General features: G+C 62.9%; 23 protein-coding genes. 9 read left to right on the plus strand and 14 right to left on the minus strand.

All coding sequences use genetic code 11. The features are described from left to right. The first annotated feature begins 62 nt into the window (after nucleotides 1-62). The 7 genes from ssd (at nucleotide 63) to IWX75_RS02870 (ending at nucleotide 5,095) form a co-directional block, all read left to right on the plus strand. Nucleotides 63-1,154 carry a septum site-determining protein Ssd gene (ssd, locus tag IWX75_RS02840; protein ID WP_196820711.1) on the plus strand — a complete coding sequence of 364 codons (1,092 nt, stop codon included), beginning with the start codon at nucleotides 63-65 and terminating at the stop codon, nucleotides 1,152-1,154. Nucleotides 1,155-1,299: 145 nt separating this feature from the next. Next, nucleotides 1,300-2,457: a TadA family conjugal transfer-associated ATPase gene (locus tag IWX75_RS02845; RefSeq protein WP_442858942.1), complete on the plus strand. Its 1,158-nt coding sequence runs from the start codon at nucleotides 1,300-1,302 to the stop codon at nucleotides 2,455-2,457. Next, entirely contained in the window at nucleotides 2,454-3,242 is a 789-nt protein-coding gene (locus IWX75_RS02850) for a type II secretion system F family protein (protein WP_196820712.1), read from the plus strand. The genes IWX75_RS02845 and IWX75_RS02850 overlap by 4 nt, the downstream gene beginning before the upstream one ends. Beyond that, a complete protein-coding gene (locus IWX75_RS02855) occupies nucleotides 3,242-3,808 on the plus strand; it encodes a type II secretion system F family protein (protein ID WP_196820713.1) in 567 nt (188 codons plus the stop codon). Before IWX75_RS02850 ends, IWX75_RS02855 begins: the two co-directional genes overlap by 1 nt. Before the next feature lie 312 nt (nucleotides 3,809-4,120). Continuing rightward, nucleotides 4,121-4,255 carry a DUF4244 domain-containing protein gene (locus IWX75_RS02860; protein WP_081737729.1) on the plus strand — a complete coding sequence of 45 codons (135 nt, stop codon included), beginning with the start codon at nucleotides 4,121-4,123 and terminating at the stop codon, nucleotides 4,253-4,255. Nucleotides 4,256-4,260: 5 nt separating this feature from the next. After that, the gene (locus IWX75_RS02865; protein ID WP_196820714.1) at nucleotides 4,261-4,629 is read left to right on the plus strand and encodes a TadE family type IV pilus minor pilin; all 369 of its coding nucleotides are present in this window, start codon (nucleotides 4,261-4,263) and stop codon (nucleotides 4,627-4,629) included. Continuing rightward, complete coding sequence (locus tag IWX75_RS02870; RefSeq protein WP_196820715.1) at nucleotides 4,622-5,095, plus strand: Rv3654c family TadE-like protein; 474 nt, start codon at nucleotides 4,622-4,624, stop codon at nucleotides 5,093-5,095. The genes IWX75_RS02865 and IWX75_RS02870 overlap by 8 nt, the downstream gene beginning before the upstream one ends. Nucleotides 5,096-5,170: 75 nt before the next feature. Here the strand turns inward: IWX75_RS02870 and IWX75_RS02875 are convergent, their stop codons facing one another. Both IWX75_RS02875 and IWX75_RS02880 read right to left on the minus strand, forming a co-directional pair. Next, on the minus strand, nucleotides 5,171-5,464 hold the full coding sequence (locus tag IWX75_RS02875) for a DUF503 domain-containing protein (protein WP_196820716.1): 294 nt from the start codon (nucleotides 5,462-5,464) through the stop codon (nucleotides 5,171-5,173). Nucleotides 5,465-5,572: 108 nt separating this feature from the next. Continuing rightward, nucleotides 5,573-6,142, minus strand: coding sequence for a sugar O-acetyltransferase (locus IWX75_RS02880; RefSeq protein ID WP_196820717.1), 570 nt, complete (start codon nucleotides 6,140-6,142; stop codon nucleotides 5,573-5,575). A 592-nt stretch (nucleotides 6,143-6,734) separates the two neighbouring features. Between IWX75_RS02880 and IWX75_RS02885 the strand changes: the two genes are divergently transcribed. Continuing rightward, nucleotides 6,735-7,715 carry a glycosyltransferase family 2 protein gene (locus IWX75_RS02885; protein ID WP_196820718.1) on the plus strand — a complete coding sequence of 327 codons (981 nt, stop codon included), beginning with the start codon at nucleotides 6,735-6,737 and terminating at the stop codon, nucleotides 7,713-7,715. Here the strand turns inward: IWX75_RS02885 and IWX75_RS02890 are convergent. From IWX75_RS02890 to IWX75_RS02925, 8 genes are all read right to left on the minus strand, one after another. Next, nucleotides 7,621-8,364 (minus strand): hypothetical protein, encoded by a 744-nt coding sequence (locus tag IWX75_RS02890; protein WP_196820719.1) that lies wholly within the window; start codon nucleotides 8,362-8,364, stop codon nucleotides 7,621-7,623. The two genes, IWX75_RS02885 and IWX75_RS02890, sit on opposite strands and share 95 nt — an antisense overlap. 196 nt (nucleotides 8,365-8,560) lie before the next feature. Further along, entirely contained in the window at nucleotides 8,561-9,784 is a 1,224-nt protein-coding gene (locus IWX75_RS02895) for a glycerate kinase family protein (protein ID WP_196820720.1), read from the minus strand. Nucleotides 9,785-9,801: 17 nt separating this feature from the next. Further along, complete coding sequence (locus IWX75_RS02900) at nucleotides 9,802-11,337, minus strand: SLC13 family permease (RefSeq protein WP_196820721.1); 1,536 nt, start codon at nucleotides 11,335-11,337, stop codon at nucleotides 9,802-9,804. Further along, nucleotides 11,334-11,993 carry a response regulator transcription factor gene (locus IWX75_RS02905; RefSeq protein ID WP_196820722.1) on the minus strand — a complete coding sequence of 220 codons (660 nt, stop codon included), beginning with the start codon at nucleotides 11,991-11,993 and terminating at the stop codon, nucleotides 11,334-11,336. The genes IWX75_RS02900 and IWX75_RS02905 overlap by 4 nt, the downstream gene beginning before the upstream one ends. Next, entirely contained in the window at nucleotides 11,990-13,597 is a 1,608-nt protein-coding gene (locus IWX75_RS02910; RefSeq protein WP_196820723.1) for a sensor histidine kinase, read from the minus strand. Before IWX75_RS02910 ends, IWX75_RS02905 begins: the two co-directional genes overlap by 4 nt. Then, entirely contained in the window at nucleotides 13,597-13,965 is a 369-nt protein-coding gene (locus tag IWX75_RS02915) for a hypothetical protein (RefSeq protein WP_196820724.1), read from the minus strand. Before IWX75_RS02915 ends, IWX75_RS02910 begins: the two co-directional genes overlap by 1 nt. A 1,156-nt stretch (nucleotides 13,966-15,121) precedes the next feature. Then, entirely contained in the window at nucleotides 15,122-15,376 is a 255-nt protein-coding gene (locus IWX75_RS02920) for a hypothetical protein (RefSeq protein ID WP_196820725.1), read from the minus strand. Nucleotides 15,377-16,098: 722 nt separating this feature from the next. Then, on the minus strand, nucleotides 16,099-16,242 hold the full coding sequence (locus IWX75_RS02925; RefSeq protein ID WP_196820726.1) for a hypothetical protein: 144 nt from the start codon (nucleotides 16,240-16,242) through the stop codon (nucleotides 16,099-16,101). 715 nt (nucleotides 16,243-16,957) lie between these two features. On the opposite strand from IWX75_RS02925, the gene IWX75_RS02930 reads away from it, so the two are divergent. Beyond that, nucleotides 16,958-17,614 carry a DUF7793 family protein gene (locus tag IWX75_RS02930; RefSeq protein ID WP_196820727.1) on the plus strand — a complete coding sequence of 219 codons (657 nt, stop codon included), beginning with the start codon at nucleotides 16,958-16,960 and terminating at the stop codon, nucleotides 17,612-17,614. Nucleotides 17,615-17,720: 106 nt separating this feature from the next. Here the strand turns inward: IWX75_RS02930 and IWX75_RS02935 are convergent, their stop codons facing one another. The 4 genes from IWX75_RS02935 to IWX75_RS02950 form a co-directional block, all read right to left on the minus strand. Continuing rightward, nucleotides 17,721-18,662 (minus strand): AfsR/SARP family transcriptional regulator, encoded by a 942-nt coding sequence (locus IWX75_RS02935; RefSeq protein WP_334684057.1) that lies wholly within the window; start codon nucleotides 18,660-18,662, stop codon nucleotides 17,721-17,723. A 660-nt stretch (nucleotides 18,663-19,322) separates the two neighbouring features. After that, on the minus strand, nucleotides 19,323-19,538 hold the full coding sequence (locus IWX75_RS02940) for an AsnC family protein (protein WP_196820729.1): 216 nt from the start codon (nucleotides 19,536-19,538) through the stop codon (nucleotides 19,323-19,325). Continuing rightward, nucleotides 19,520-20,215 (minus strand): class I SAM-dependent methyltransferase, encoded by a 696-nt coding sequence (locus IWX75_RS02945; protein WP_196820730.1) that lies wholly within the window; start codon nucleotides 20,213-20,215, stop codon nucleotides 19,520-19,522. The genes IWX75_RS02940 and IWX75_RS02945 overlap by 19 nt, the downstream gene beginning before the upstream one ends. A 188-nt stretch (nucleotides 20,216-20,403) precedes the next feature. Next, nucleotides 20,404-21,114 (minus strand): class I SAM-dependent methyltransferase, encoded by a 711-nt coding sequence (locus tag IWX75_RS02950; RefSeq protein ID WP_196820731.1) that lies wholly within the window; start codon nucleotides 21,112-21,114, stop codon nucleotides 20,404-20,406. Nucleotides 21,115-21,153 lie beyond the last annotated feature (39 nt).

Genomic DNA, 21,153 nt, shown 5'->3' on the forward strand with positions numbered 1-21,153 from the left:
CGGTTGTCCACTTATGCCCGACGACGACGGCGCAGGGTGGCGGCGACCACCAGCATTGACGCATGGCGGACGAACGATTCTGGACACCGGGTGCGGATGACGGGACTGGTCGAGGTGTGGTGGTGCTCGTCGGCGGGTCCCAGGAGCTGCACGACGAGACGGCCCGCGTCTGCGCCGCAGCAGGGGTTCCGATGACCACCGCCGATTCGGTCCAGCTGGCCCTGAAACATCAACCATCGGTTCTTCTCGTGACTCCCGGTAGTGCGCATGAGCCGGTACCCGCCGGTATCAGTGCCATCCTCATCGGAGCAGCCGGCGAGGAGGACCTCGTGTGGTCCGCTGCTGCCCGTTCCCACGCGGGGAGGGTCGCTATCCTGCCGCAGGGCGCAGGCTGGCTGGCGGAGTACCTCGGCCGGCTCCAGAATCCGGCCGGGCTCGGTTCGATCGTCGGGATAATGGGCAGTGTCGGCGGAGCCGGTGCGAGCACTCTCAGCTGCTGGCTGGCGGATTGCGCGGGTGCCGACGGACTCGCCGCGCTCCTCGTTGATGGGGACCCGTCCGGAGGAGGCCTTGATTTGGCTTTCGGTGGCGAGCGCACGCCGGGCGTGCGATGGGCCGATCTGGCCGAGGTCCAAGGCAGCCTCAACCCGGCTCAACTCGGATCTGCCCTGCCGTCGGCCGGTCACTTCCCATTCCTGTCCCACGGTCCGGCACATCCGGAACCGGCTCGAAGTCCAAGCCCTTCATCCACAGTTGCCGTCCTCGACGCAGCGCGCCGGATCTTCAATGTGGTGCTCATCGATCTCGGGGCCGCAGGCTATGACTCGCTCCTGGGATTCTGCGATCGGGTGGTGCTCGTGGTTCCTGCTCGACTGAGAGCCGTGTCGGCGGCGCTTGCTGCGCAGCGCCGGCTGGAGCCGCTCCCTGTGCATCCGGTGGTGGGAGGACCGCTGTCCCGGGGCTTTGATACCCGAAGCATCGCCGACGCACTGGGGGCAGGTGGTGACCTGGACCTGCTGCCGCGTATGCGCGGGGTCGGCACCGCCGAGGCCGCCGGGCGTGTGTTGGAGATCGGACGGCGGAGACGTCCGCGGACCGTGTGCAGGTCTCTCCTCGACGCCATTCCGGGGATCGACGGCATCCGTGGCCAGTGATCCCATTCAGCGTCCGCGGCGGCGCGACGGCAGCATTTCGAAACCTGAGGCGACATCGGGCACCAATTCAGTCACCGGATCACGCGGTGGCCTCCGTATGGGATCGCATGCCGGATCCACGTCCAGGCCGACGGAAGCGCCAGGGGTGAACGCCGGACTCGGAATGGTCAGTGAGGTCCGTACCTCGGTTCTCGCCGGAACCGCCGCAGTCACCGCCGCAGGTCTTGCTGACGCCGTCCGAACCTCCGGACGCCTCCTGGGCTCCGAGGGCACCCTCAACGCAGTCGACCGCATCCGCGCCGAGCTTCAGGGGCTTGGTCCGTTGCAACATCTGCTGGGGATTGAAGACGTCACCGACATTCTGGTGAACGGACCCGGTGACACCTGGATCGACGGGGACGGAGGCCTGAGGCGCGTTCCACGGCTTTTCGAGCGTGAAAGCGAAGTCCGCGCGCTCGCCGTGCGGCTCATTGCCGCGGGCGGGAGGCGACTCGACGACAGCAGCCCCTGTGTGGACGTCCGCCTGGGTGAGTACCGCATCCACGCTGTGCTCCCGCCGCTGTCGACCGGAGGTACCCTGCTGTCCATCCGGATCCGGCGCGCGAAGGTGTTCTCCCTCGGTGAGCTGGTGGCTTCAGGCACTGTCCCACAGGGCATGGCGGCGACGCTGGCTGCCGTGATGAAGGGGCGCCTGAACTTCCTCATCAGCGGCGCCACCGGAACAGGGAAGACCACGCTCCTTTCGGCGCTGCTCGGCATGGCGGGTTCCACTGAGCGGCTCGTTCTCGTGGAGGACGCCGCCGAGCTGAACCCGCAGCATCCCCATACCGTCGGCCTGCAATCACGCCACGGGAACCTCGAGGGAGCGGGAGGGGTGGATCTCGCCGAACTGGTGAGGAATGCGTTGAGGATGCGGCCCGACCGCCTGATTGTGGGCGAGTGCCGGGGCGGAGAGGTCCGTGACCTGCTGATGGCCATGAATACCGGGCACGATGGCGCCGGCGGCACGGTCCACGCGAATTCCGCGGCCGCTGTTCCGGCGCGGCTCACCGCCCTCGGAGCGCTGGCCGGGCTGAGCCCTGCGTCGCTGGCACTGCAGGCGGGGACCGCGCTCGACGTCGTCATCCACCTCGTCCGGGTTCCAGCGGGACGTCGGATCGACCAGATCGCGCTGGTGGAGCTGGACAGCGAGGGGCGATTGACGGTGAGGCCGGCGTTGAGCGGCGGCGCCGACGGGTGTGTAGAGGGTGAGGCATGGGAAGCCCTGCAAGAGCGGCTTGCCGGTCCCGGGACTCGTCCATGACCGGAGCCGCGGTGGCGCTTCTCCTGGCCGCGGCCGTCGCACTGCTCGCCCATACACCGGGCGCCAATCGCCTTGACGCACGAGGTGCTTTCCGCACACCTCCTGCGGGGAAGGTGGGCCGGAAAGCAGGGGCGAACCCACCCTTTCAGCGGGTTTTCCAGCGGCTCCCGGTCAGGACGCGGAACATCGAGCTGCACGAGCTACCGCTGTTCGTCCATCAACTGACGGGGTTGCTCAGAGCGGGAAGATCACCGCTGCACCTGTGGGAGGACATCGAACGGGTGTACCAGGAGGCCGCAAAATCGGGATCACGCTTCGCTGCGCATGCGGTGCCCGTCATTCAGACGGCGCGTAGGAGCGCGGAGCTGGGGTTGAGCGTGCCTGACGCGCTACGGACCGGTGCGACCGCTGCAGGACGCCCCGACCCGCACAGACTGTCCGCCGGCAAGCTGTGGATCGATCTTGCGGCCTGTTTCGATGTGGCGGACAGCAGCGGCGCACCACTCGCCCACGTCCTTGATCGGTACGCGGTGCAGCTCGATTCCGAACTTGATGCCGAGGCTGCGCGGGAAACCGCGCTGGCCGGCCCGAAGGCTACCGTAGCCCTCCTGACCTGGCTCCCGGCCTTCGGCCTTGGGCTTGGTTACCTTCTTGGCGTCGATCCTTTGGGAACGCTCCTCGGTTCACGCCTCGGGGTGTTCGTGCTGGTTCTCGGCATTCTTCTGATGATCATCGCCAGGGTCTGGTCGCAGCGTCTCCTTGCAGCGGCGGAAGATCCTCGCTGATGGGCGCCGGACTCCTTGTCGCAGTTACACTCGCCAGTGCGTGCCTGCTGTATTCAGTCCCGCACCGCGGACCGGAAACGCTCGTGCCGCAGCGGGCGCCAAGGAAAAATCCGCGGCCGGGGATCGCCGATGCTCCATTGATGCTCGACCTCGTCGGGGCCATTCTGACGGCAGGTGCTCCGGTTGGATGGGCGCTCGCCGTCCTTGCGGCATCCTGCGATCCCTCGGTGGCTGCCCGGCTCAGGAGGGTCAAGGACGCCCTTGACCTTGGTGCGGAGTGGGAAAGTGCCTGGGAGACTGCGGGCCGACCAGCAGCGCGGGGGCGCACCGACTGCGTCGATGAACTGCGGGAAACCCTCCGGTTCGCGGCAGGGACCGGCGCACCCTCAGCCTCGATCATTCACGCTTGCGCAGCCCAACTGCGGCGACGCCGTAACAGGGAAGTCGAGAGGCGAGCGGCCGCGCTCGGGGTGAGGCTCGTGGTCCCGCTCGGTGTCTGCGCCCTTCCTGCATTCGTGTGCCTCGGGGTGCTTCCCGTGGTGTGGGCACTCATGCCGTCCCTGTGAAGGACGGTCTTATCCACTTAGGGACGCGTCTCCGATTCGTGGTTCTCCTACCGCGGAAGAGTGGAGACAGCACCGGAAAGCCGGTCGCACCATCACTGGTCCGCCGGTAGGTCGGCGGGATTACCGAGAGGAAGGAAAGCCATGCCACACAGCGTGAGGATTCCCAGCAGGGTCGTCGAATCGAGCAGCCCCGCAGGAACCGAAAGAGCCATGCCCTGCAGCGTCGATCCACCGCGGGCGCGGATAATCGAGCTTCGCCCCGGCCCCGCCAGGCCGCGACCTGCCCGAGGCCCCCTGTTGAAGGAGGCAGGAATGGCAACTGCTGAATACGCGATCGCCACGCTTGCTGCCGTCGGGTTCGCGGCACTTCTGGTCGCGGTGCTGTCGAGCGGGGAAGTGCGGGGGCTACTGATGTCCCTCATCCAGTCCGCCCTGAGCTTCGGCTGAGTTCGATGCGCCAGGGCGGGGAGCGCCGGTGCAGTTCAGGTGAAGGCGGCGCGGTCACCGCGGAAATCGCCGTGGCACTTCCCGCCCTGGTGCTCGTCTTCGGGTTGTTCGTGGGTGCAACGGGCGCGGGGATGACCCAACTGCGCCTCGAGGAAGCGGCGAGGGCCGGCGCGCGGGAAGTCATGCGGGGCGAGACGCAACAGTCCGTCGAGGGAACGGTGCGTCGACTTGCCGGTGCCGACGCCGTCGTGAGGCTGGGCTCGGAGGCGGGGTGGACATCGATCGAAGTCACCGCCCCTGTCCGCGGGCCGGCCCTCGGTTTCCTCGAACTCACACTCTCGGCCACGGCCTCCGGGAGGTCGGAGCATGGCTGATAGCGGCGGCCTCGCCCGGCCCCGGGAGGCCCAAGGTCTTTCGGCGAAGGGACCAGGGAGGAAGCTGCAGCGTGTCAAGCGGCGGGGGGTACCGCTTCGGGCCTCCGGGCGGCACCCGGAGGACAAGGAACGCGGCGCAGGAACCGTCCTGATGGCGGGCTTCGCGCTTGCCCTGCTGATCCTGGTTACTGGGGCGGTACTGCTGATGCAGGGAGCCGTGTCCGCTTCGCGGGCCGCCACTGCCGCGGACCTGTCCGTTCTGGCCGCAGCCGACGCCGCTCGGGGGCTGCGCGAGGGAGAACCGTGCGTGCTGGCCCTTGAGGTGGCGGAGAAGCAGGGTGCGCGGCTGGAAAGCTGCGCAGCAGAGGGATCCACCGGTCACATCTATGTGGTCACGACAACGGTGACGGCGGGAGGATTGCTGCCGTCCGCTACCGGAGCGGCGCGGGCGGGTCCCCCACCATGAGATTCGGGATGCACCGGAAGCAGCTACGTCGGACAGCTGAACTCGTCGGTGTGCCGGGGACAAACCCCCTGCCAGCTAATCCTCGCTACTGAGGATCCGTGGTCGGGCACTGAGCAGTTCAACCTCGGGTCGCACGGCAACATACCGCTCCACGCGGTCCAGTACGTCCACCACATGTTGCCGGTCTGCTGCCACCAAACCTGCACCAACGACGGCTCGACGGTGCAGATCCTGGTTATCGACTTCGGCTGCGGAGACCTCGAATCTCCGGCGCAGATCCGACACCAACGGGCGTATCACCGACCGCTTAGCCTTCAACGAATGAACGTCACCGAGCAAAATGTCGAACTCGATAAAGCCGATCCACATGACTGTTCTCCTTTTCGCTTCGGAGCCTCCTGATGCCCGGACTACGGCTGATTTTGCGACCATCGGCGAGGCCGAGGAGGACGTCCTCGAAGTTGGAACCAGCGTGGTTCAGTCGGTGAGTGAGCGCACCACTCGGGCGGGCGAGCCCACCACCACGGAATTTTCTGGCACATCCTTTGTAACCACTGACGCAGCTCCCACGACGGAATTATCACCGATCGTCACGCCCGGCAGGACGGTCGCGTTCGACCCGATCCACACATTGCGGCCGATGACGATAGGAGCAGGGTGCATGTCCGCACGGCGGCTCGGTGCAAGGTCGTGGTTGAGGGTGGCGAGCACCACGTTATGCCCGATGAGGCTGTCGTCTCCGATGACCACACCGCCCTGGTCCTGAAATTTGCACCCGGAATTGATGAAGATCCGCTTTCCAAGAGTGATGTTCTTCCCGAAATCGGAGTAGAAGGGTGCAAATACCGTCACGGATTCGTCGACGGGCTTGCCGGTCAGCTGAGTCAGCAACTCCCGCACCCGCTCCGGTTCCTGATACCCGCCGTTGAGGTCGCCGGTGATGCGCAGGGCATCCTGGCTGACCCGATGCATCACCTCGTGCAACGGCGAGTCCCCGGTGATGGTCCGGCCGGCGTTCAACGCTCCAAGGAGATCATCAAGTTCCATGGTGTCCTTTCACTCAGGTGTCGGAGGGAGTTCGCGCTTGCGACCTCTGGACCGGTTGTCCACGCGCCAAGCGTATGTTGTACCAACAGACGGGGGACACCCTTTCGAAGCACTCCAAACCAGGAAATTCTACAAGGAGTTGTTGGTGGCGCAGCCGGGAAATCACGAGTGTCCCTGCAGTGAAGGTTCGCGGCTGTACAACTCACCGCAAGGTCAAGGCTTTACGCCCAGGAGTTGACCTGACGCGGTTTGGTCGCCATCGGTATCGCCCGTCCTACAACGGCGAGAGCGTCAGAGCGGCACAGCACATCACTACACCTGCACTTAGCGCCGCCGGTGCTGCAGACACCCGTAGGGCCCCTCGACAAAGCCGAACGGGCACTACCAACTCCACGACGTACGCTTTCGAGGCCGGCAGCATCGGGCAAGGATTCCTCATACTGAACACCGGATATGGTGGGTGCTACAGCGGACGGGGATAATCTGTTCGCGCGGTGATTTCTTCTACGTCGAGTGGATGGAATTGCGTCCACCATGGCACACGATCTCCAGAAGTGACTACTGGTGCCCGTTCGCCCTAGCCGAGGAAACGATGGCGGAACACGATCACCAGGGGCAGGTCGCGATCATCATGCGCACCAAGAACCGGGGCACCCTGCTTGAGCGGGCGGTCAAGGATGTCCTTGCGCAGACGTACCGGAACTGGTTCCTGGTGATCGTCAATGACGGAGGGAACGCGGCCGACGTCGAGCAGGTGGTGGCGCGGCACTCGGCGCGGTTGGCCGGCTGCGTACTTGTTCTCCACAATCCTGAGTCCCTCGGTATGGAAGCGGCATCCAACCTCGGGGTGCGCTCCTCCGATTCGACCTTCCTTGCGATTCACGACGACGACGACGAATGGCGGCCGGATTTCCTCGCCACCACCGTGGACTACTTGGAGTCCTCCGACGACGAGGGAGTGATGGTGCGAACGGAGGTGGTCTACGAACAGATCACCGGCAGCACCATCGAGGTGGTGGGACGTGAAATCCTCGAACCGGAGCTCACTCGAATCACGCTCTCGGCCCTCATCCACCACAACAGGGGTGTCCCCATCTCCTTTCTGTACCGTCGCCGGGCTCACAGCGTGATCGGTTTCTACGACGAAACGCTCGACGTGGTGGGTGATTGGGAGTTCCATATCCGATTCGCACGAGTATTCTCCATCGGATTCATCGATGGAGAACCGCGCGCCTTCTGGAATCAACGGCTCGGCGTAAGTGGAGATCTCGGGAACAGCGTCATCGACCGTGCGAAGGAGCACAGGGGGTTCGATGAGTTGGTGCGTGAGAACTACCTCAAGCAGGATGTGGCTGAGCATGGTCTGGGAATGATGATGTACGCGAGCTCGATGCACCGGGAGCTACTCCAGACCCAGCGCCAGATACAGGACCAGCTCCACCACCAGGGACACCGCCTGGCGCAGTTGGAGGCTGCCGTCAGTGACGCCTCGCTCGTGAGCCTCCTCCGCCGTCGTTACCGGAGGCTGAAGGACCGGTTCGTAGGAAGATCTGCACCGCGCGCAGAAGGATGAGCGCCATCACGCCCAGCTCGCCGGCCGTCTCGGCCAGCCCGAAAATGTTGTTGGAGCGCTGGCTGATTCCGGATTCAACGGCGATATGGATCATGTCGATGAGAACCGCGAAGAGCGCAAGGACGACCATCAAGGCCAGCAGGCTCCAGGAATCGCGGCGGACACCGCGGGAACTGGCCAGATGCGCACGAATCAGCACGATTCCAAGAACCGCTGCCTCGGCTGCCCACACGATCAGTTCGCCCAGGTCCACGGGCCGGAGATTCAGCACGGACGGCAGAGAAAGTACGCCTGCGAGGTACTCGCCTCCACGCTCGTGGAGCAGGAAGAAGTCATCGACCACGAGCCCGGCGAGGACGAGCGCCCATGCCCCGTAAGCCCAGCCTGAACGGAGCCGGAGGGTAAGTGCTACCAGCAGGAGCGAAGCAATCACCAGCACTCCGTGGCCCGCCAGTTCGGCGTAGGAGCCGTCGAGGTCCCCGTTCCACTTTGAATCCTCGAATCCCCGGACCCGGCGCAGGTGCTGCACATTCCCGATGAGCACGCCAAGGCTCACGACGGCAAGGACCCCGCCTGTCAGCCATACCGGAAGGCCCAGCCGCAGCAGGGTCGGTAGTGGTGCTGCGTTCCGCTCACTCGTTCGAGCCACGATGCCCTTTCCTCCTGTCCGATGCTGTTTCGACCAATGGGTACATGGCCTCAAGGATGCGCCATGAATCCGGTATCGCTGTTATTCGCGGCCGGCTCATTCAGATTCCGTCCAGCAGGGCGGAAGGAAAAGGCGTGGCGAGCTCGCGCGGGTCTCCTCTGGACGGCACGTCTTCGTATGCGTGGGGTGCGGTGTCCTAGGAGGTGCGGTGTTCGGCTCGGCGGTTGTCGACGGAGGTTGATACGGCGGCTCCGAGCAGGAGCAGTCGCATGGTTCTCTCTGTTGCTTCGATGAGGAGTTGCTCTCCGTTGGCGACCGCGTCTTCGAGGTTCATGGGGATGGGGATGATGGAGGCGATGGCGTCGATTCCGGCGTCGTGCACATCTGGTGCACCCTTGCCGATTGATCCGGCGAGGGCCAGGACGGGTACTCCGGCCAGCTGTGCGCGTTGGGCGATCACGGCAGGGACTTTGCCTTTGGGTGTCTGGAAATCGATGGCGCCTTCGGCGGTGATCACGAGGTCGGCCCGGCGCATCAGGGCGTCGAGGTCGATGCCGGCCAGTCCGCTGTCGATCAGGGCTTCGAAGCGGGGCGTAAGTTTCGCGCCGATGGCGGCCAGGCCGGCGCCCAGTCCGCCTGAGGCGCCGGTTCCGGGGCCCGTGCGGAAGTCCATGGTTCCGTCGGCGACCATCCCGTCGCGTTCAAGTACTTTGGCCCACTTGCGCATCGCTTTGGCCAGTTGCTCGACTTGCTTGGGTGATGCGCCTTTTTGCGGTCCGAATACCCGAGCAACCCCTTTCTTCCCGCACAGCACGTTGTGTTGGTTGCAGGCAAGGACGATGGTTGCCTCCGCGATGCCGGGGTGCAGTCCGCTGAGGTCGAGGCGGTCGACATCAGTAAGCGCCGTGCCGCCGAAGGGGAGGTCGCGCCCTTTCTTATCAAGCACGCGGGCGCCTAGTGCCTGGAGCGCTCCTGCGCCGCCGTCGCTAGTGCCGGAATCTCCGCAGCCGATGACGATGTTGCGGATGCCGTCATCCAAGGCTGCCCGGACGAGTTCTCCGACTCCGTAGGTGGTTGTCGCGCCGGGGTCGCGGAGGGCTCGGGGAACGAGCCGAAGGCCGGCGGCGGCCGCCATTTCGATGACGGCGCTGTCCGAGGACGTGCCGCCGAGGCGGGCGTAGTGCGATTCCACGGGGTCTCCCACGGGGCCGGTCACGTTGACGGGTACCAGTACACCGCCTGTGGCCGCGGCCAGGGTCGCCGCGGTACCCTCCCCTCCGTCCGCGATGGGGATCGCGGTGATCTGCACGCCGGGCAGCACGCGTCTTACGCCTGCTGCGATGGCGCGCGCTACTGTTTCAGCGTCGAGGCTTTCCTTGAAACCGCTGGGCGCTATGAGGATTCGCTGTGGGACTGTCATGAGGGGCTCCTAGGGTATTAGTCGAGAACGGGAAGGCCCATGAGGGGCCACAGGGTGAAAGAGAACCCGAGCACCAGTACGACGTTCACCGGTGCGAGGAAGGCGGATAGTCGAAGCAGGTCTCTGGGGGTGTAGGTGTCGATGCCGTCAACCGCCGCGAACATCGCGACGGGCTTGGCCGAGCTGGTGAGGGTGTGGCAGAAACCCGCTGCGGCGGTGGAGGCGAACGCGGCCGCGATCGGGTTGACGCCCACTGCCGGCGAGAGGGCTATGACGATGGGGATCAGGACGGCTGAGCGCGCCGAGCGCGATTGGATGACCAGGTGCGCCAGGGTGGATATCAGGACGACAGCGACGACGAAGAGTGGCGCTGCGGCTGCTCCGAGGGCCTGAATGGGTGTCAATGCGCCGCCGGCAAGCCAATCGGCGGCACCGGTGCTGATCAGGGCGTTCCCCAGTGCGAGGGTGGCGGCCATGAAAAGTAGCAAGGACCAGGGGACCGATTTCAGTGCGGAGGCGAGCTTGACTGAGCCGTAGCTGGGGGAGGCGGCCACGAGGGCGCCGATCAGGGCGACCAGTGCAGGATCAAGTCCATGCAGGGGTTCGGTGCACCAAAGGACGATGACGGCCCCCAGCAAGAGCGCTGCACGCGATTCAGCGACGGTCAGTGGACCCGTGACAGGCGTGTCGGAGTGCCGCTCAAGGTCTTGAGCGGATACGGAGAGGCTGATTTTGCGGTCCTCAGGCCTGGTGAAGAGCCGTAGGACGATCTCAGCGCAGATATGAGATGCCACCAATGCAAGTGGCAGGCCGTAGAGAAGCCAGGTCGCGAAATCGAAGCCGGATCCGGTTGCTGTCTCCAGGATCTGGCTGGTGATGAGGTGGGCACCCGCTCCGAGGAACGATCCGACGGCGGAGAGCAGGATGACGGATGGAAACAGGATGGCAAGGGTCTTCACCAACGGTGGGTGATCGGTGAGGACCTGGCGTAGGGCAAGGAAGACCGGCAGGGCCAGGGCTGCTCGTCCTGAGGTGGACGGGACCGCGAAGGTCGTCACCACAAGAGCGAGGGTCACCAGGTGCACCAGCTGACGTGGAGTGCTTGCGCCGGTGATGATGAATGTCGCTCCGCGGTTGGCTAGCCCGGAGGCGCTCACCGCTGCGGCGATGACGAACGCAGCCAGAAGAAGCCAGATCGTCTCCTCTCCCAGGGTGGAAAACAGTGCGCTGGTATCCATGGTTCCGGTCAGGACCAGCACCGTTGCAGCCCCGAGTGCTACATAGGTGTCATCGATCGAGGTGAACACCCACAGCCAGACGGCCAATACGAATACGACGAGGGTGATAGCTCCCTGCGGGGACAGGGCGCTTTGCGGTTGAACGGCGGCGGTGACGATCAGCGCCGAGACGACGATCCCCGCCAAGGCGGCAGCTGAACGCACGAGCAGGGCTTTCCTGGCGGCTTGCCGCGTTTTCCCTGCTCGACTGGAGGCATCGGGTGACGGTTTCGGGGCAGGGGGCGGCGGGGTGGTGGAGTAGTAGACAGCACTCATGGCAACCGGTACCCCGCGCCCCGGATCGTTTGCAGGTGGTCCGCGCCGAGCTTGTTGCGAAGGGCCCGGATGTAGACGTCCACGACATTGGAGCCTGGGTCGAAGTCGTAGCCCCAGACGTGGCCCAGTAGTTGTTCCCGGGACAGCACACGGCCGACGTTGCGGAGGAATACCTCAAGGACTGCGCTCTCACGTGCGGTGAGATCAATGGTCCGGTGATCGACGACAACTCTGCGTGTGTGCAGGTTGAGGGCTATGTTGCGGTGTTCAAGGATTGCTGCCGGCGCTGCAGGCGCGTCGTCATTGAGTCTCAACCGGATTCGTGCCAGGAGCTCGGCGAATTGGAACGGTTTGGTCATGTAGTCGTTCGCTCCACCGTCGAGCCCGGCCACGGTGTCGTTGACGCCGTCGCGTGCGGTCAGGACGATGACGGGAGTGGTGATGCCCTCCCCTCGGAGTTGGGCGAGGACCTCGAAGCCGTCGAGGAGGGGCAGTCCGATATCGAGGATGATCAGGTTATAACCCAGCCCCCGGGCCAGGATCAAGGCAGTTTCACCGTCCTTCGTGAGGGTGCTCGCGTACCCGGCGGTACGCAGTCCCTTCTCGATGAAGGAAGCGACACCTGGGTCGTCCTCGGCGATGAGGATCCGGCTCATGCGTCCTCCCTCATCCCCGAGGTAGCTCCTACGGGTGGAGGAGGGGATTCCCGTATGGTCTCCTGAGGCACTGAGCTGTCGGGTGCTTCGGGCGCGGGCAGAAGGAGCCCGAACGTTGCACCCTCACCGGGAGTGCTGTTGACCCATGCCGAGCCATGGTGGCCGTCCGCGATCGCACGAACGATCGAGAGGCCCAGGCCGGTTCCGCCGCGTTGTCCACCATCGCGGAGACGGTCAGCGGGTAGGGCATTTGCGGAGCCGTGCCTGAACCGCTCGAATATCACGGCGGCTTCGCGCTCTGTGACCCCTGGGCCCGCATCGCTGACCCAGAGGCGAAGCTTACGGTCCTTGCCTGTGCCCTCGAACGCTGAGCCGATCTCGATGGTGGACCGGTGAGGCGTGTACTGGATTGCGTTGGCACCCAGTTGAAGGACGGCCTGGGTGAGGCGTTGGCTGTCCAGGGCAGCTGTTCCCTCGGCCACTTCCATCAGGAGCCAGCGCCGATCACCGAGCGCCTGGAGCTTCGCTTCGAGGTCAAGGGTCAGTGCTGCGACATCGACCGGCTGAGGTTGCACGAAATCGGTCCGCTCAGCCTTGACCAGCAGAAGCAGGTCGGACACGATCCTCGCCATCCGGGAAAGCTCACCATTGACCAAATTCAGGGTAGCGGCGCGCTCTGCAGGGTCGTTGTCAAGCAATTCGAGATGTCCCCGGATCACAGTGATCGGGGTGCGCAGCTCGTGGCTGGCGTCATCGATGAAGCGGCGCTGGGTGAGGTAGGCCTGTTCCAAGCGGTCGAGCATGTCATTGAAGGTAACGGCGAGGGCTGCGACGTCGTCGCGCCCCTGAACGGGCACGCGGGTTGTGAGGTCTGATTCGGTGATATCGGCGGCTACCCGGCTCACGTCACGGATAGGGCGGAGAATTTGCCCTGCGACCAGCCAGGCGATGCCTGCCGTGAACAGCAGGCCGCCCAATGCCACGAAGAAGATGACGGTGACGGTTTCCTGGACCCCGGCCAGGGCCCCACGGGTGAATTCCGCGATGATCAGGGAGCCCTGCTGGTCGCCGGCTTGCACCTCGACCCGTCCCCAGCGCATCGACCCAGCCTCCGTCTCCTCGACTCCTGACACTTGGTCGGAATTACGGAGACGCTCAAGCAGGGCGGTATCTGCGGACAGCCTGTAGTCGGTATCGCTCACTACCCCGAACGATGACCCGGAATACAGCACTTCGGTGTCCGTGACGCCGATCAGCACTTCGCTGCTTCCGCTGTTCTGCCGGGACAGGTACCGCTCCAGTAATTCACTTACCGAGGTGTAGCTCTCGGTGGTCAGGGGATCAACCGCCTCACTCGCGAAGGTACTGAATTCCTCCACTTCCTGCATGATGTCCGCGTTCGCGTCCCGGTCCACTCCGGAAATCAGCAGGGAACGTACGGTCACAATCACCGCAAGGAGGGCCAGTGCAGTGGTGAGGACGATCCAGCCCACGATGCGCCACCGCGCCGACACTGAGGAACCTGCAAGTGGCTTCCGAACATCAACCGAGGAAGGACCGTCCTTGACGGGCGCCCGGGTGTCGACTGTCTTCTGGTTACTCATCAGTCGTCCGATCCATCGGATTCGTCGAGTTCGTCGTCGACATCATCGGAAGCGTCCTCGGTGTCGGTGTCGGTGTCGGCATCGTCACGAGGCGTTACCGGTGCTTCGATAATTTCGCGATTCACGATCGAGGGGCCGTCCGACGCTACCGATTGTGGAGACGGAGTGGCACCATCATCCGGCGCACGGGGATCGACGGACTCCGAGGCGGGCTCCGGGGCTGGAGCGGAGGCGAGATCCACGACAATCGGCACGGCCTCTACAGGTGGTGCTTCTGCGGGCTCCGCCAATACCTGACTGGCAATTGCCAACAGGGCGGGGAGGGCCAGCAGCGCTGATGCTGCGATGATTCTCTTCGCCAACGCCACACCGAATTCCAATCACTAGACAGTCAACTAGTACCCGAGGTACTTCGGGCAGGCTCAAGAACCGGATTGTTCGGGTTCCGCCAGTACCTCAACATTGCACGAGCCGTATGAGGCGATTGTGAGGACGAGATGAAGGAATTTTCATGTTGGCGGAAATCAGCGACCCACGTGGCGGGGGGCTCCGTTCGGGCGCCGACAACCGGCGGCGGAATCAATTGACCTGGATAGGAGAGTTGACCTCTCAGCACTGAACAATGACGAGGTCCACATTTCGATTCAGGATCGGGTCAACGTAAGTAGATCGGTTTCTTGTGGGTCGCGGGGCGTGGCGGATAACCCGTCCAACCAGGGCGCGCACTGTCCTGTTGTGTGCTCATGATGCGGGTTGAATCAGCTTCCGAAGCTCCCGTTGGTCCGACGCCGGGAACACAAGGCGGTGTGTTTCCACACCGAGTGCCGTGAGGGCCGAAATGGGAAATCCCATGTGCCGATGAGTTCCGTTACCTCCGGCTGAGTCCTTCGAAGGAGTTCAGCCTCAATCACCCTCAAAGGGGACTTGGAATTCGGACACACGGTAGCCTCATCCGGTTGGATAGTCGCGGCTTTCTTAAATCCCAGTCGGGCCATGGCCCGCACATTCTCGGAATAGTTGGTGATGGTTGGTTCAACTCGTACAGCGAAAACACCCTGGCCACGCGCGTACCGATACAGCCCGTTGATGAGCTCTTCGAGGGCTTCGACGGTGCGTAGACCTGAATCTTCGGGCAGGTACCAAAACCCGCCCAACATCGGGACTCGTTGTTCCAGGATCGTCAGAGTCGATCCGCGCACCATGAGATTGCGTGGTTGCCATCCGGTCCGCATTTTGTGCCTCCTGGAGGATCTGCCATGCAACCAGTTTTCTCCAGCCGGGTCATCTTCAAGGAGTTTCCCCCAGCGTCTGATCTCCTCGGTGGTAGCTGCGCGGCAGTCCATGTGCTGTCAGCCCGACCACGGGGACGAATCTGAGAATTTGGGAACGCCGGATTTTGCGGGCATCCGCATCCGATTTCCGCGTGCTCGAAGGCCATCCGCTGGATCATGGCATCTGCACCCTGCCAGCGCTCCCGCCAACGTCAAGAGCCCTGTCCGGTTCCGGTCATCGGTACGGTCGCAATTAGCCGTCATCACCGTCATCACCGTCATCGCTATCGTTGTCGTTGTCGTTGTCGTTGTCGTTGTCGTTGTCTCCATCGCCGCCGTCTTCGCCGTCACTATCGGATTGGTCGTCCTGGTTCTGGGGGCTGTCCTCCTGTTGTTGTTCTTGGTTGTTGTTGGAACCGTCCTCCTGATTGGGGTTGTCACAACCGGTGACGGCAAGAGTGATCAGGATCGCGATGACAGCCGACAGCTTCGGCAACGGGGTTTTCATAGGACTTCCTTCTCGTGGTAATCGGCGTTTCTTCGTTTCAATGGGGGTTACGCAGCTACTGAGTGCTCAGTGCTCGCGGAATGGACCAATTCTCAAGTGGCTCGTTGGAACCGTCGCAATCAAGGAGAACCCTCGCGTCACGCTATGCGCTGAGTATGAGAAGGAAATGAGAATTGCCGAATCCGTGAATCCGATGTTCCTCAGCCGCGGACACCGTGAGCACGACCAGCATAGCCACGGCATGACAACGCGGTAGCGGCCAATTTCGAAAGCGGGAGACGATTTTTTGCCGACTCCCGCGGCCGGCGCCGAACGGACTTACGCCCACGCTGGTGATCAGACCCGGGACTAGTGCACGGCTGACAGTCGCGGCCCTTTCCTGCGATCAGTCGATTGAGGCTCCGTCCCTCAGCTGATTCCTAAGCCCACGCTGCAACTTGCATACCGATGCACAGAAGCATATGAAGTCACATCCCATCGCCTTGACAGGTCCCGTTCAAGGAGCGCAGAGGAATGGACTGTCCTATCCATCAGTAATACGCCAATCTGTAATCATTGCAGGTTCGCCTTTATGCAGGCGCATGAACAGCTTCCGGCAGCCAAAAATCGAGGGCTCGGCCCGGACTTACTTGTCAATGATATACAAGCAAATGTCAACGCAAATTCACTAGGCATGGCAAGAAATCATGGGCAGTTGTCACTGCCGGCGGCATTTCCGGATATCAGCTTTGTACTGAGTGGCGGCGTCGCATCAGCAGTCCGAGCACGGCTCCGGCTCCGAGGGTTCCTACCCCGGCCAGCGTTCTTGCGCTGGCTTCATTCGTGTCGGCAACAGCTGCGCCGGTGTCGGCGCCGCCGACGGGCATCTGAGCTACCTGGGGCCCGGGATCCGTGAGGTAGGAGAGTACCAGCCGTCCGGGAAGACGATGCTTTCTCGGGGTTCACCGCACAGTTGTTGGTGCCGTCGGCGGTGAGCCAGCGACCGATCGCGGGTGTCACAGATTCGGGATCGATGACGGTCACCTGATCGAAAGGGACGATCTGCGGCGGCCCGCGTTCAGGTGTTTCGGTTCCCGTGAAGTCATCGAATCCTCGATGTTCCAGCAGTTCATCGACGAGGGGCTGAGCCAGGGAAACGAGCGGTGTCTGCGGCTAAGTCGAAAGTTCGCGGTGAATGTGTTGAAAATGGCATTGAACTGCGAAAAGGGACTGGCAGGATCCGTAAGCCGATTCTTCGATATGCCTGTTCAAGCTGCCTAAGGGTGCATTTTGACGGAGGGTCAGTTGCGGATAGTGCTTCAGCAGGGTGTAAGAGTGACTTGGAGGAGGGAAATTTTCCTGTGACTTCCTCCTGTTGTGAACTGCCGTGGGAGTTGTATTCGTGTCTTGCCAAGAGGGAAGCGAATGCTGTGATGGGATTCCCTCCAGGGTTGGGTAGCGGTTTCCCGTTCAGACGCGCAGGGTATGAAGGAAACCGGGGGAATGGGGGAGATTATGCAAGCGGGTCAAAGTGCTGAACCTCGTTACACGCTGAGTGACGTGGGGGATTACCTCTGCTTGCGGTGGGCTCCTGGTGTCACGATGGAGGCAGAAGACGTTCATTCCACGATCGCCGCGGTCGCTGATGCCTCACCGGCGGGCAAAAGGCCCTTGCTGGTACACATCGGGCTAGTGGAGCAGATCACTGTTGGGGCGAAGCAGTTACTCATCGAGGACACCTGCTCAACGCGCACCGCCGTCGTCGGTGTCGATGAGGTAGGAAAGGTGCTGACCGCGTTCAACTACCGCTCCGCCACCCCCAGCCGGTACTTCGTTGAGGAATCCGACGCCGTCGCCTGGCTCACCCAGGAAGCCGTTCCCGAATCCGCTATCAGGGCGGCCGCCGCGGAACCATTTACCGCGGACATGCGTGGAGAGATCCTGTGGGTGCAATGGCAGGCTGATGAGAGTGTCACCGATGCCGATGCAAGTGCGTTACTGGAACGAGCCAGGCAGATGATCCCGTTGACCTGTCCGCCGATGCTCCTTCAGCTCAACCACATGATCTCGCTCACCGAGGGCGCCCTGCACACCTTCGCCGCGGGGTTGGACATCGCGGCCCTCGCCATCGTCGGAACCGGGGCCAGTGACAAGGTCATTACCGCCTACTACAAAATGCTCCACCACCCGCCCTATCCGACCCGGTACTTCGAATCCGTCAGAGACGCTCAGGACTGGCTCACCCACTGCTTCCAGTGAACAACGGGTAGGGAATACGGTACAGCGTCCTTCACGAAGCAGCGGGAGTGCCGGTCGACAGGATGGTTTCCCCTCCCGGCACTGCCGCACCTGGCTGATTTCCTGGTCAGCCTGCCTGTTGTGCCCGTCGAAGGAAGGAGTCCAGGACCTTTTCGGCCCTTCCGAAGTTGAGCCCGCCGGTTGTCCTTCCCGTGGGGATCGCTGTGCCGCGGAGTCGCTGGCCCAGGTAGATGAGCGCCTCGAGGGCTTCCGATAGGTCGCCTTCGACTTCGCCGGTGCGGCGGAGAAGCCGGCCATACAGTGCCTGCAGCGCCGCACCAGGACTGCAGGCCAGCTCCCGGTGAAATGTCCGCCGGCATTTGTCATACGCTGTCAGTCCTTCGGCGTAAAGCCCCGCGAGTTCATATCCGGCCACCAGTGCGGTCCAAGCCCGTTCGTTCAGCCCGTCCGCAGACAGGGCTGCCTGGGCCCAGGTGATGGCTTCAGCGGGAAGATTCAGGACGCTGGCTGTTTCAGCCGCCCGGATCTGAAGCTCGAGCCGCTGCTCGGCAAGGCGCAGTCGTGCCTCGTTCGCCCACTCGGGAACCACCTCGTCTCCCAGCAAAGGTGCGGCCGACATGTCCAAAGCACTGCGCAGTAACGGATACGCGGTCATGGGAGGACTCGCACTGGCCTCGCGGACCAGTTGATGGAACTTCTCGAGATCGGAATTGACGAGACACCTGTCCAGAACATAGCCGCCGTTGGCCGTGCGCAGGGGACCGGTTCTGGTCCGGCCCGGCTGGATGAGCCGCCGCAGGGAACAAACGTAGCTTTCCAGGGTGGCCACTGCCCCGGTGGGCGCGCGGCTTCCCCAAAGGATCTCAATCAGCCGGTCCTTCGACACGCCGGTGCCGAAATTCATCAACAATATTTCGAGGATGTGTCGGGGCTTGCATCCACCCATATCGGCTGCCGTCAGGATGACACCATCACGATGAAGGTTGAAACTGCCGAATAGCTGGACGTATACAGTCGGGGTGACCTCGGGATCGAGCTCCATGAACATACTCCGGAATCAAGTCGAGCGTTTCGAACGAAACGTTTCAGATTGGAGAACCTACTGCCCTAGGAGACCCCCCGGATTTCTCCCCCACTGTGACACCAGCCAAATGGAGTGAACAATGAGCTTCCCTACTCGACTCTTGAAAACGTGCGAATACGAGTGCGCCACCTCTTACTTGAAGGTGAAACTAAGTGTCGAGCAAGTAGCAACTAAGTAGCCCCGCGAGTGGCATCCAGTCACTTGGGCAACTAGCAGGCGGCTTACGATCGGGCAGGACGAGCGTGCACCAGCGAGGCGACGCGAGTCCCTTACCGTAAACCGGACCGTCCCCGGATCGGTTGATTCGGGGTTCGATAGTTGGTCGCTTCCCCGCTCGCAAGGGTGGCCGAACTGTGTGCCGGATCTGCACTCTGACCGTTGATTGGTAATTCGGATAACGCGGCGCTCGACGACGGTTTTTGATCGCGGGATCGCGGTGCCCGGAGCCGGATTGCCTAGAGGGTATCGAACCCGTGCTTACAGTTGTCGTCATTCAGCGGGGTGATAGGGGCCCGCAGATTTCGCCATCGGATTCGCCTGCCGTGAGCAAGGGCGTTTCTCGCAGCGAACTCATCGATTCGCAAGCTGACATGGCCACAGCGGAGTAGGAGCCTGAGGGATGTACTACTGTTTTCCGTATTTGCGGTGGGCTGCCTGCTTACTGACGCCCAGGCACAAGGCGATGGCTTCCCAGGAAAGCCCGGCTTGCCTCGCCTTCCTAACCAATGCGGCTTCAGCGCGCCCGACTTCTTTGTTGAGTTCAGCGACGGCATACAGCGCCGCGGCGGGCCCTTTGCCATCCATCGATCCGACCAACGTTTTCATTCGATCAACCTCCATGCGTCAACATTAGTTGACGCATGGAGGTTGATCAACCCACGAGGGGGGTCATAACGGACCGTGACGTAAGAATGAACTATGCCACCACCCGTGCTGCTCAACGCAGTGTTGCACCTTGAAGGATGGTCCGGGTTGCTGGCAGTTAGTCCCTGGCCGGTGTGCTGAGGAGATCGCCGGTATGGGTGCCTGCCCAGCCGTTGGGTGAGTTTCTTGGTCCAGCGGTTCCAAGCTTGATCGGAGGGCACGCGGCTCTCGAAGGCGATCCTCCCACCCGGGCGCAGGCATGTTCGAATGGCTCGCAGGTTTGCAAGCCATTCTTTGTCTTCGAGGAAGACCTGAGCGACGTTGGCGGTCATCGTGGCGAGGTCGTACTGCCGCCGGTGGGATTGATTTGCCGCCACATCCAGGACTGTCCCCACAACCCAGGTCACTCGATTCGCGCCGGCTTTGGTCTGGGCGACAGCGACGGACGCTCCGGCAGGGTCGACACCAAGCACGCGGATGCCGCGATCCGCCAGACCGCAGCAGAAGGTTCCGGTGCCGCAACCGACGTCCAGGACTGCGGTGGCCCCGAATTCATCGACGAGGTTCACATAGGTGTGCAGATCGCTTCGGTCAGGATCAAGGGGGTCATATACGCGGGCAATCCGCGGGTGATCGAAGATAGCATCAGGCATCACACAGACGGTACTCCATGCTACGGAGACTTCGCCGGGAAAGCGTCCGCTGGCGAAGTTACATGGGGATGATTGCGGAACTGTCGTTACTCAAACCGCGGAGGCTGGACGGGCTCGAGCGGGCGATGCGGTTCGGCGGGCAGGTCGATGCGCGCCGAATGCTCGTCGCCCATCCCTGCGTGGAGCCGTCAACATGTCGGTTTCCGGAGTGTGTGTAGTAGGTAGCCGTAGGAGAGCTTCGTTCGCTCGGAGTGGGCTCGGAGCCATGGTTGCGCTGTCCCTTGAGGGAATTCCATGCCCACTACTTCCAGTAGGTCTTCGGCTGAAGTGAAGGTCCAGCTGCTCATGACCTCCCGGGTTGTGGCGCCTTGTTGCTGCCACCACTGCAGGATGAAGTCGCCGGGCCCCTGATAGTCCGCAGCGTTGCTGGTTCGAAGTAGATTTGCGAAGTCGCCCTGCTCCTGATCATTGTCGATCACGACCAGCGAGCCGCCCGGTCGGAGGACCCGCAGCACTTCAGCTACTCCCGCTGAGCAATCGTTGGTCGGGGAGGGGAAGAAGTAGGCGAAGCGGGCGTGAACGACGTCGACGCAGGAGTCATCCAGCGGAATGTGCTCTGCCGATCCAGAGAGCACTTCAGCTTGAGGTGTCCGGTTATTGGCAGCCTCGAGGAGCGTCATGTCCGGCTCTACCCCGTACAGCCGACTTGTTGTTGAAGCATAGTGCGGCAACCAATACCCTGTACCGCAGCCTAGATCGAGAAGACCTTTTCCCTCCCATGGCGCCGCGGCTTCTAGCGCTCGCCAAAGCGTCCTCTCATGGTCGATCGCGTCGTTCTCTTTCTCGTACAGATCGACGTTCTGGCCCTGGTTCCATGCTTTGACAAAATCGGTGAGCATGAGGTCAACCCTTCCACAGGTCAGCCAAGGCGAAGGTCT

This window comes from Arthrobacter sp. CAN_A6, from assembly GCF_015751715.1.
Taxonomy (GTDB): domain Bacteria; phylum Actinomycetota; class Actinomycetes; order Actinomycetales; family Micrococcaceae; genus Arthrobacter_D.

Excerpts from the sequence above, each read along its gene's own strand:
- IWX75_RS02925 (WP_196820726.1), bottom strand. The coding sequence starts at position 16,242 with ATGCCCGTCGGCGGCGCCGACACCGGCGCAGCTGTTGCCGACACGAAT.
- IWX75_RS02910 (WP_196820723.1), bottom strand. The coding sequence starts at position 13,597 with ATGAGTAACCAGAAGACAGTCGACACCCGGGCGCCCGTCAAGGACGGT.
- IWX75_RS02860 (WP_081737729.1), top strand. The coding sequence starts at position 4,121 with ATGGCAACTGCTGAATACGCGATCGCCACGCTTGCTGCCGTCGGGTTC.
- IWX75_RS02850 (WP_196820712.1), top strand. The coding sequence starts at position 2,454 with ATGACCGGAGCCGCGGTGGCGCTTCTCCTGGCCGCGGCCGTCGCACTG.
- IWX75_RS02865 (WP_196820714.1), top strand. The coding sequence starts at position 4,261 with ATGCGCCAGGGCGGGGAGCGCCGGTGCAGTTCAGGTGAAGGCGGCGCG.
- IWX75_RS02945 (WP_196820730.1), bottom strand. The coding sequence starts at position 20,215 with ATGCCTGATGCTATCTTCGATCACCCGCGGATTGCCCGCGTATATGAC.
- IWX75_RS02885 (WP_196820718.1), top strand. The coding sequence starts at position 6,735 with ATGGCGGAACACGATCACCAGGGGCAGGTCGCGATCATCATGCGCACC.
- IWX75_RS02855 (WP_196820713.1), top strand. The coding sequence starts at position 3,242 with ATGGGCGCCGGACTCCTTGTCGCAGTTACACTCGCCAGTGCGTGCCTG.
- IWX75_RS02880 (WP_196820717.1), bottom strand. The coding sequence starts at position 6,142 with ATGGAACTTGATGATCTCCTTGGAGCGTTGAACGCCGGCCGGACCATC.
- IWX75_RS02920 (WP_196820725.1), bottom strand. The coding sequence starts at position 15,376 with ATGAAAACCCCGTTGCCGAAGCTGTCGGCTGTCATCGCGATCCTGATC.
- IWX75_RS02950 (WP_196820731.1), bottom strand. The coding sequence starts at position 21,114 with ATGCTCACCGATTTTGTCAAAGCATGGAACCAGGGCCAGAACGTCGAT.
- IWX75_RS02900 (WP_196820721.1), bottom strand. The coding sequence starts at position 11,337 with ATGAGTGCTGTCTACTACTCCACCACCCCGCCGCCCCCTGCCCCGAAA.
- ssd (WP_196820711.1), top strand. The coding sequence starts at position 63 with ATGGCGGACGAACGATTCTGGACACCGGGTGCGGATGACGGGACTGGT.
- IWX75_RS02940 (WP_196820729.1), bottom strand. The coding sequence starts at position 19,538 with ATGGAGGTTGATCGAATGAAAACGTTGGTCGGATCGATGGATGGCAAA.
- IWX75_RS02935 (WP_334684057.1), bottom strand. The coding sequence starts at position 18,662 with ATGTTCATGGAGCTCGATCCCGAGGTCACCCCGACTGTATACGTCCAG.
- IWX75_RS02930 (WP_196820727.1), top strand. The coding sequence starts at position 16,958 with ATGGAGGCAGAAGACGTTCATTCCACGATCGCCGCGGTCGCTGATGCC.
- IWX75_RS02905 (WP_196820722.1), bottom strand. The coding sequence starts at position 11,993 with ATGAGCCGGATCCTCATCGCCGAGGACGACCCAGGTGTCGCTTCCTTC.
- IWX75_RS02875 (WP_196820716.1), bottom strand. The coding sequence starts at position 5,464 with ATGTGGATCGGCTTTATCGAGTTCGACATTTTGCTCGGTGACGTTCAT.
- IWX75_RS02870 (WP_196820715.1), top strand. The coding sequence starts at position 4,622 with ATGGCTGATAGCGGCGGCCTCGCCCGGCCCCGGGAGGCCCAAGGTCTT.
- IWX75_RS02895 (WP_196820720.1), bottom strand. The coding sequence starts at position 9,784 with ATGACAGTCCCACAGCGAATCCTCATAGCGCCCAGCGGTTTCAAGGAA.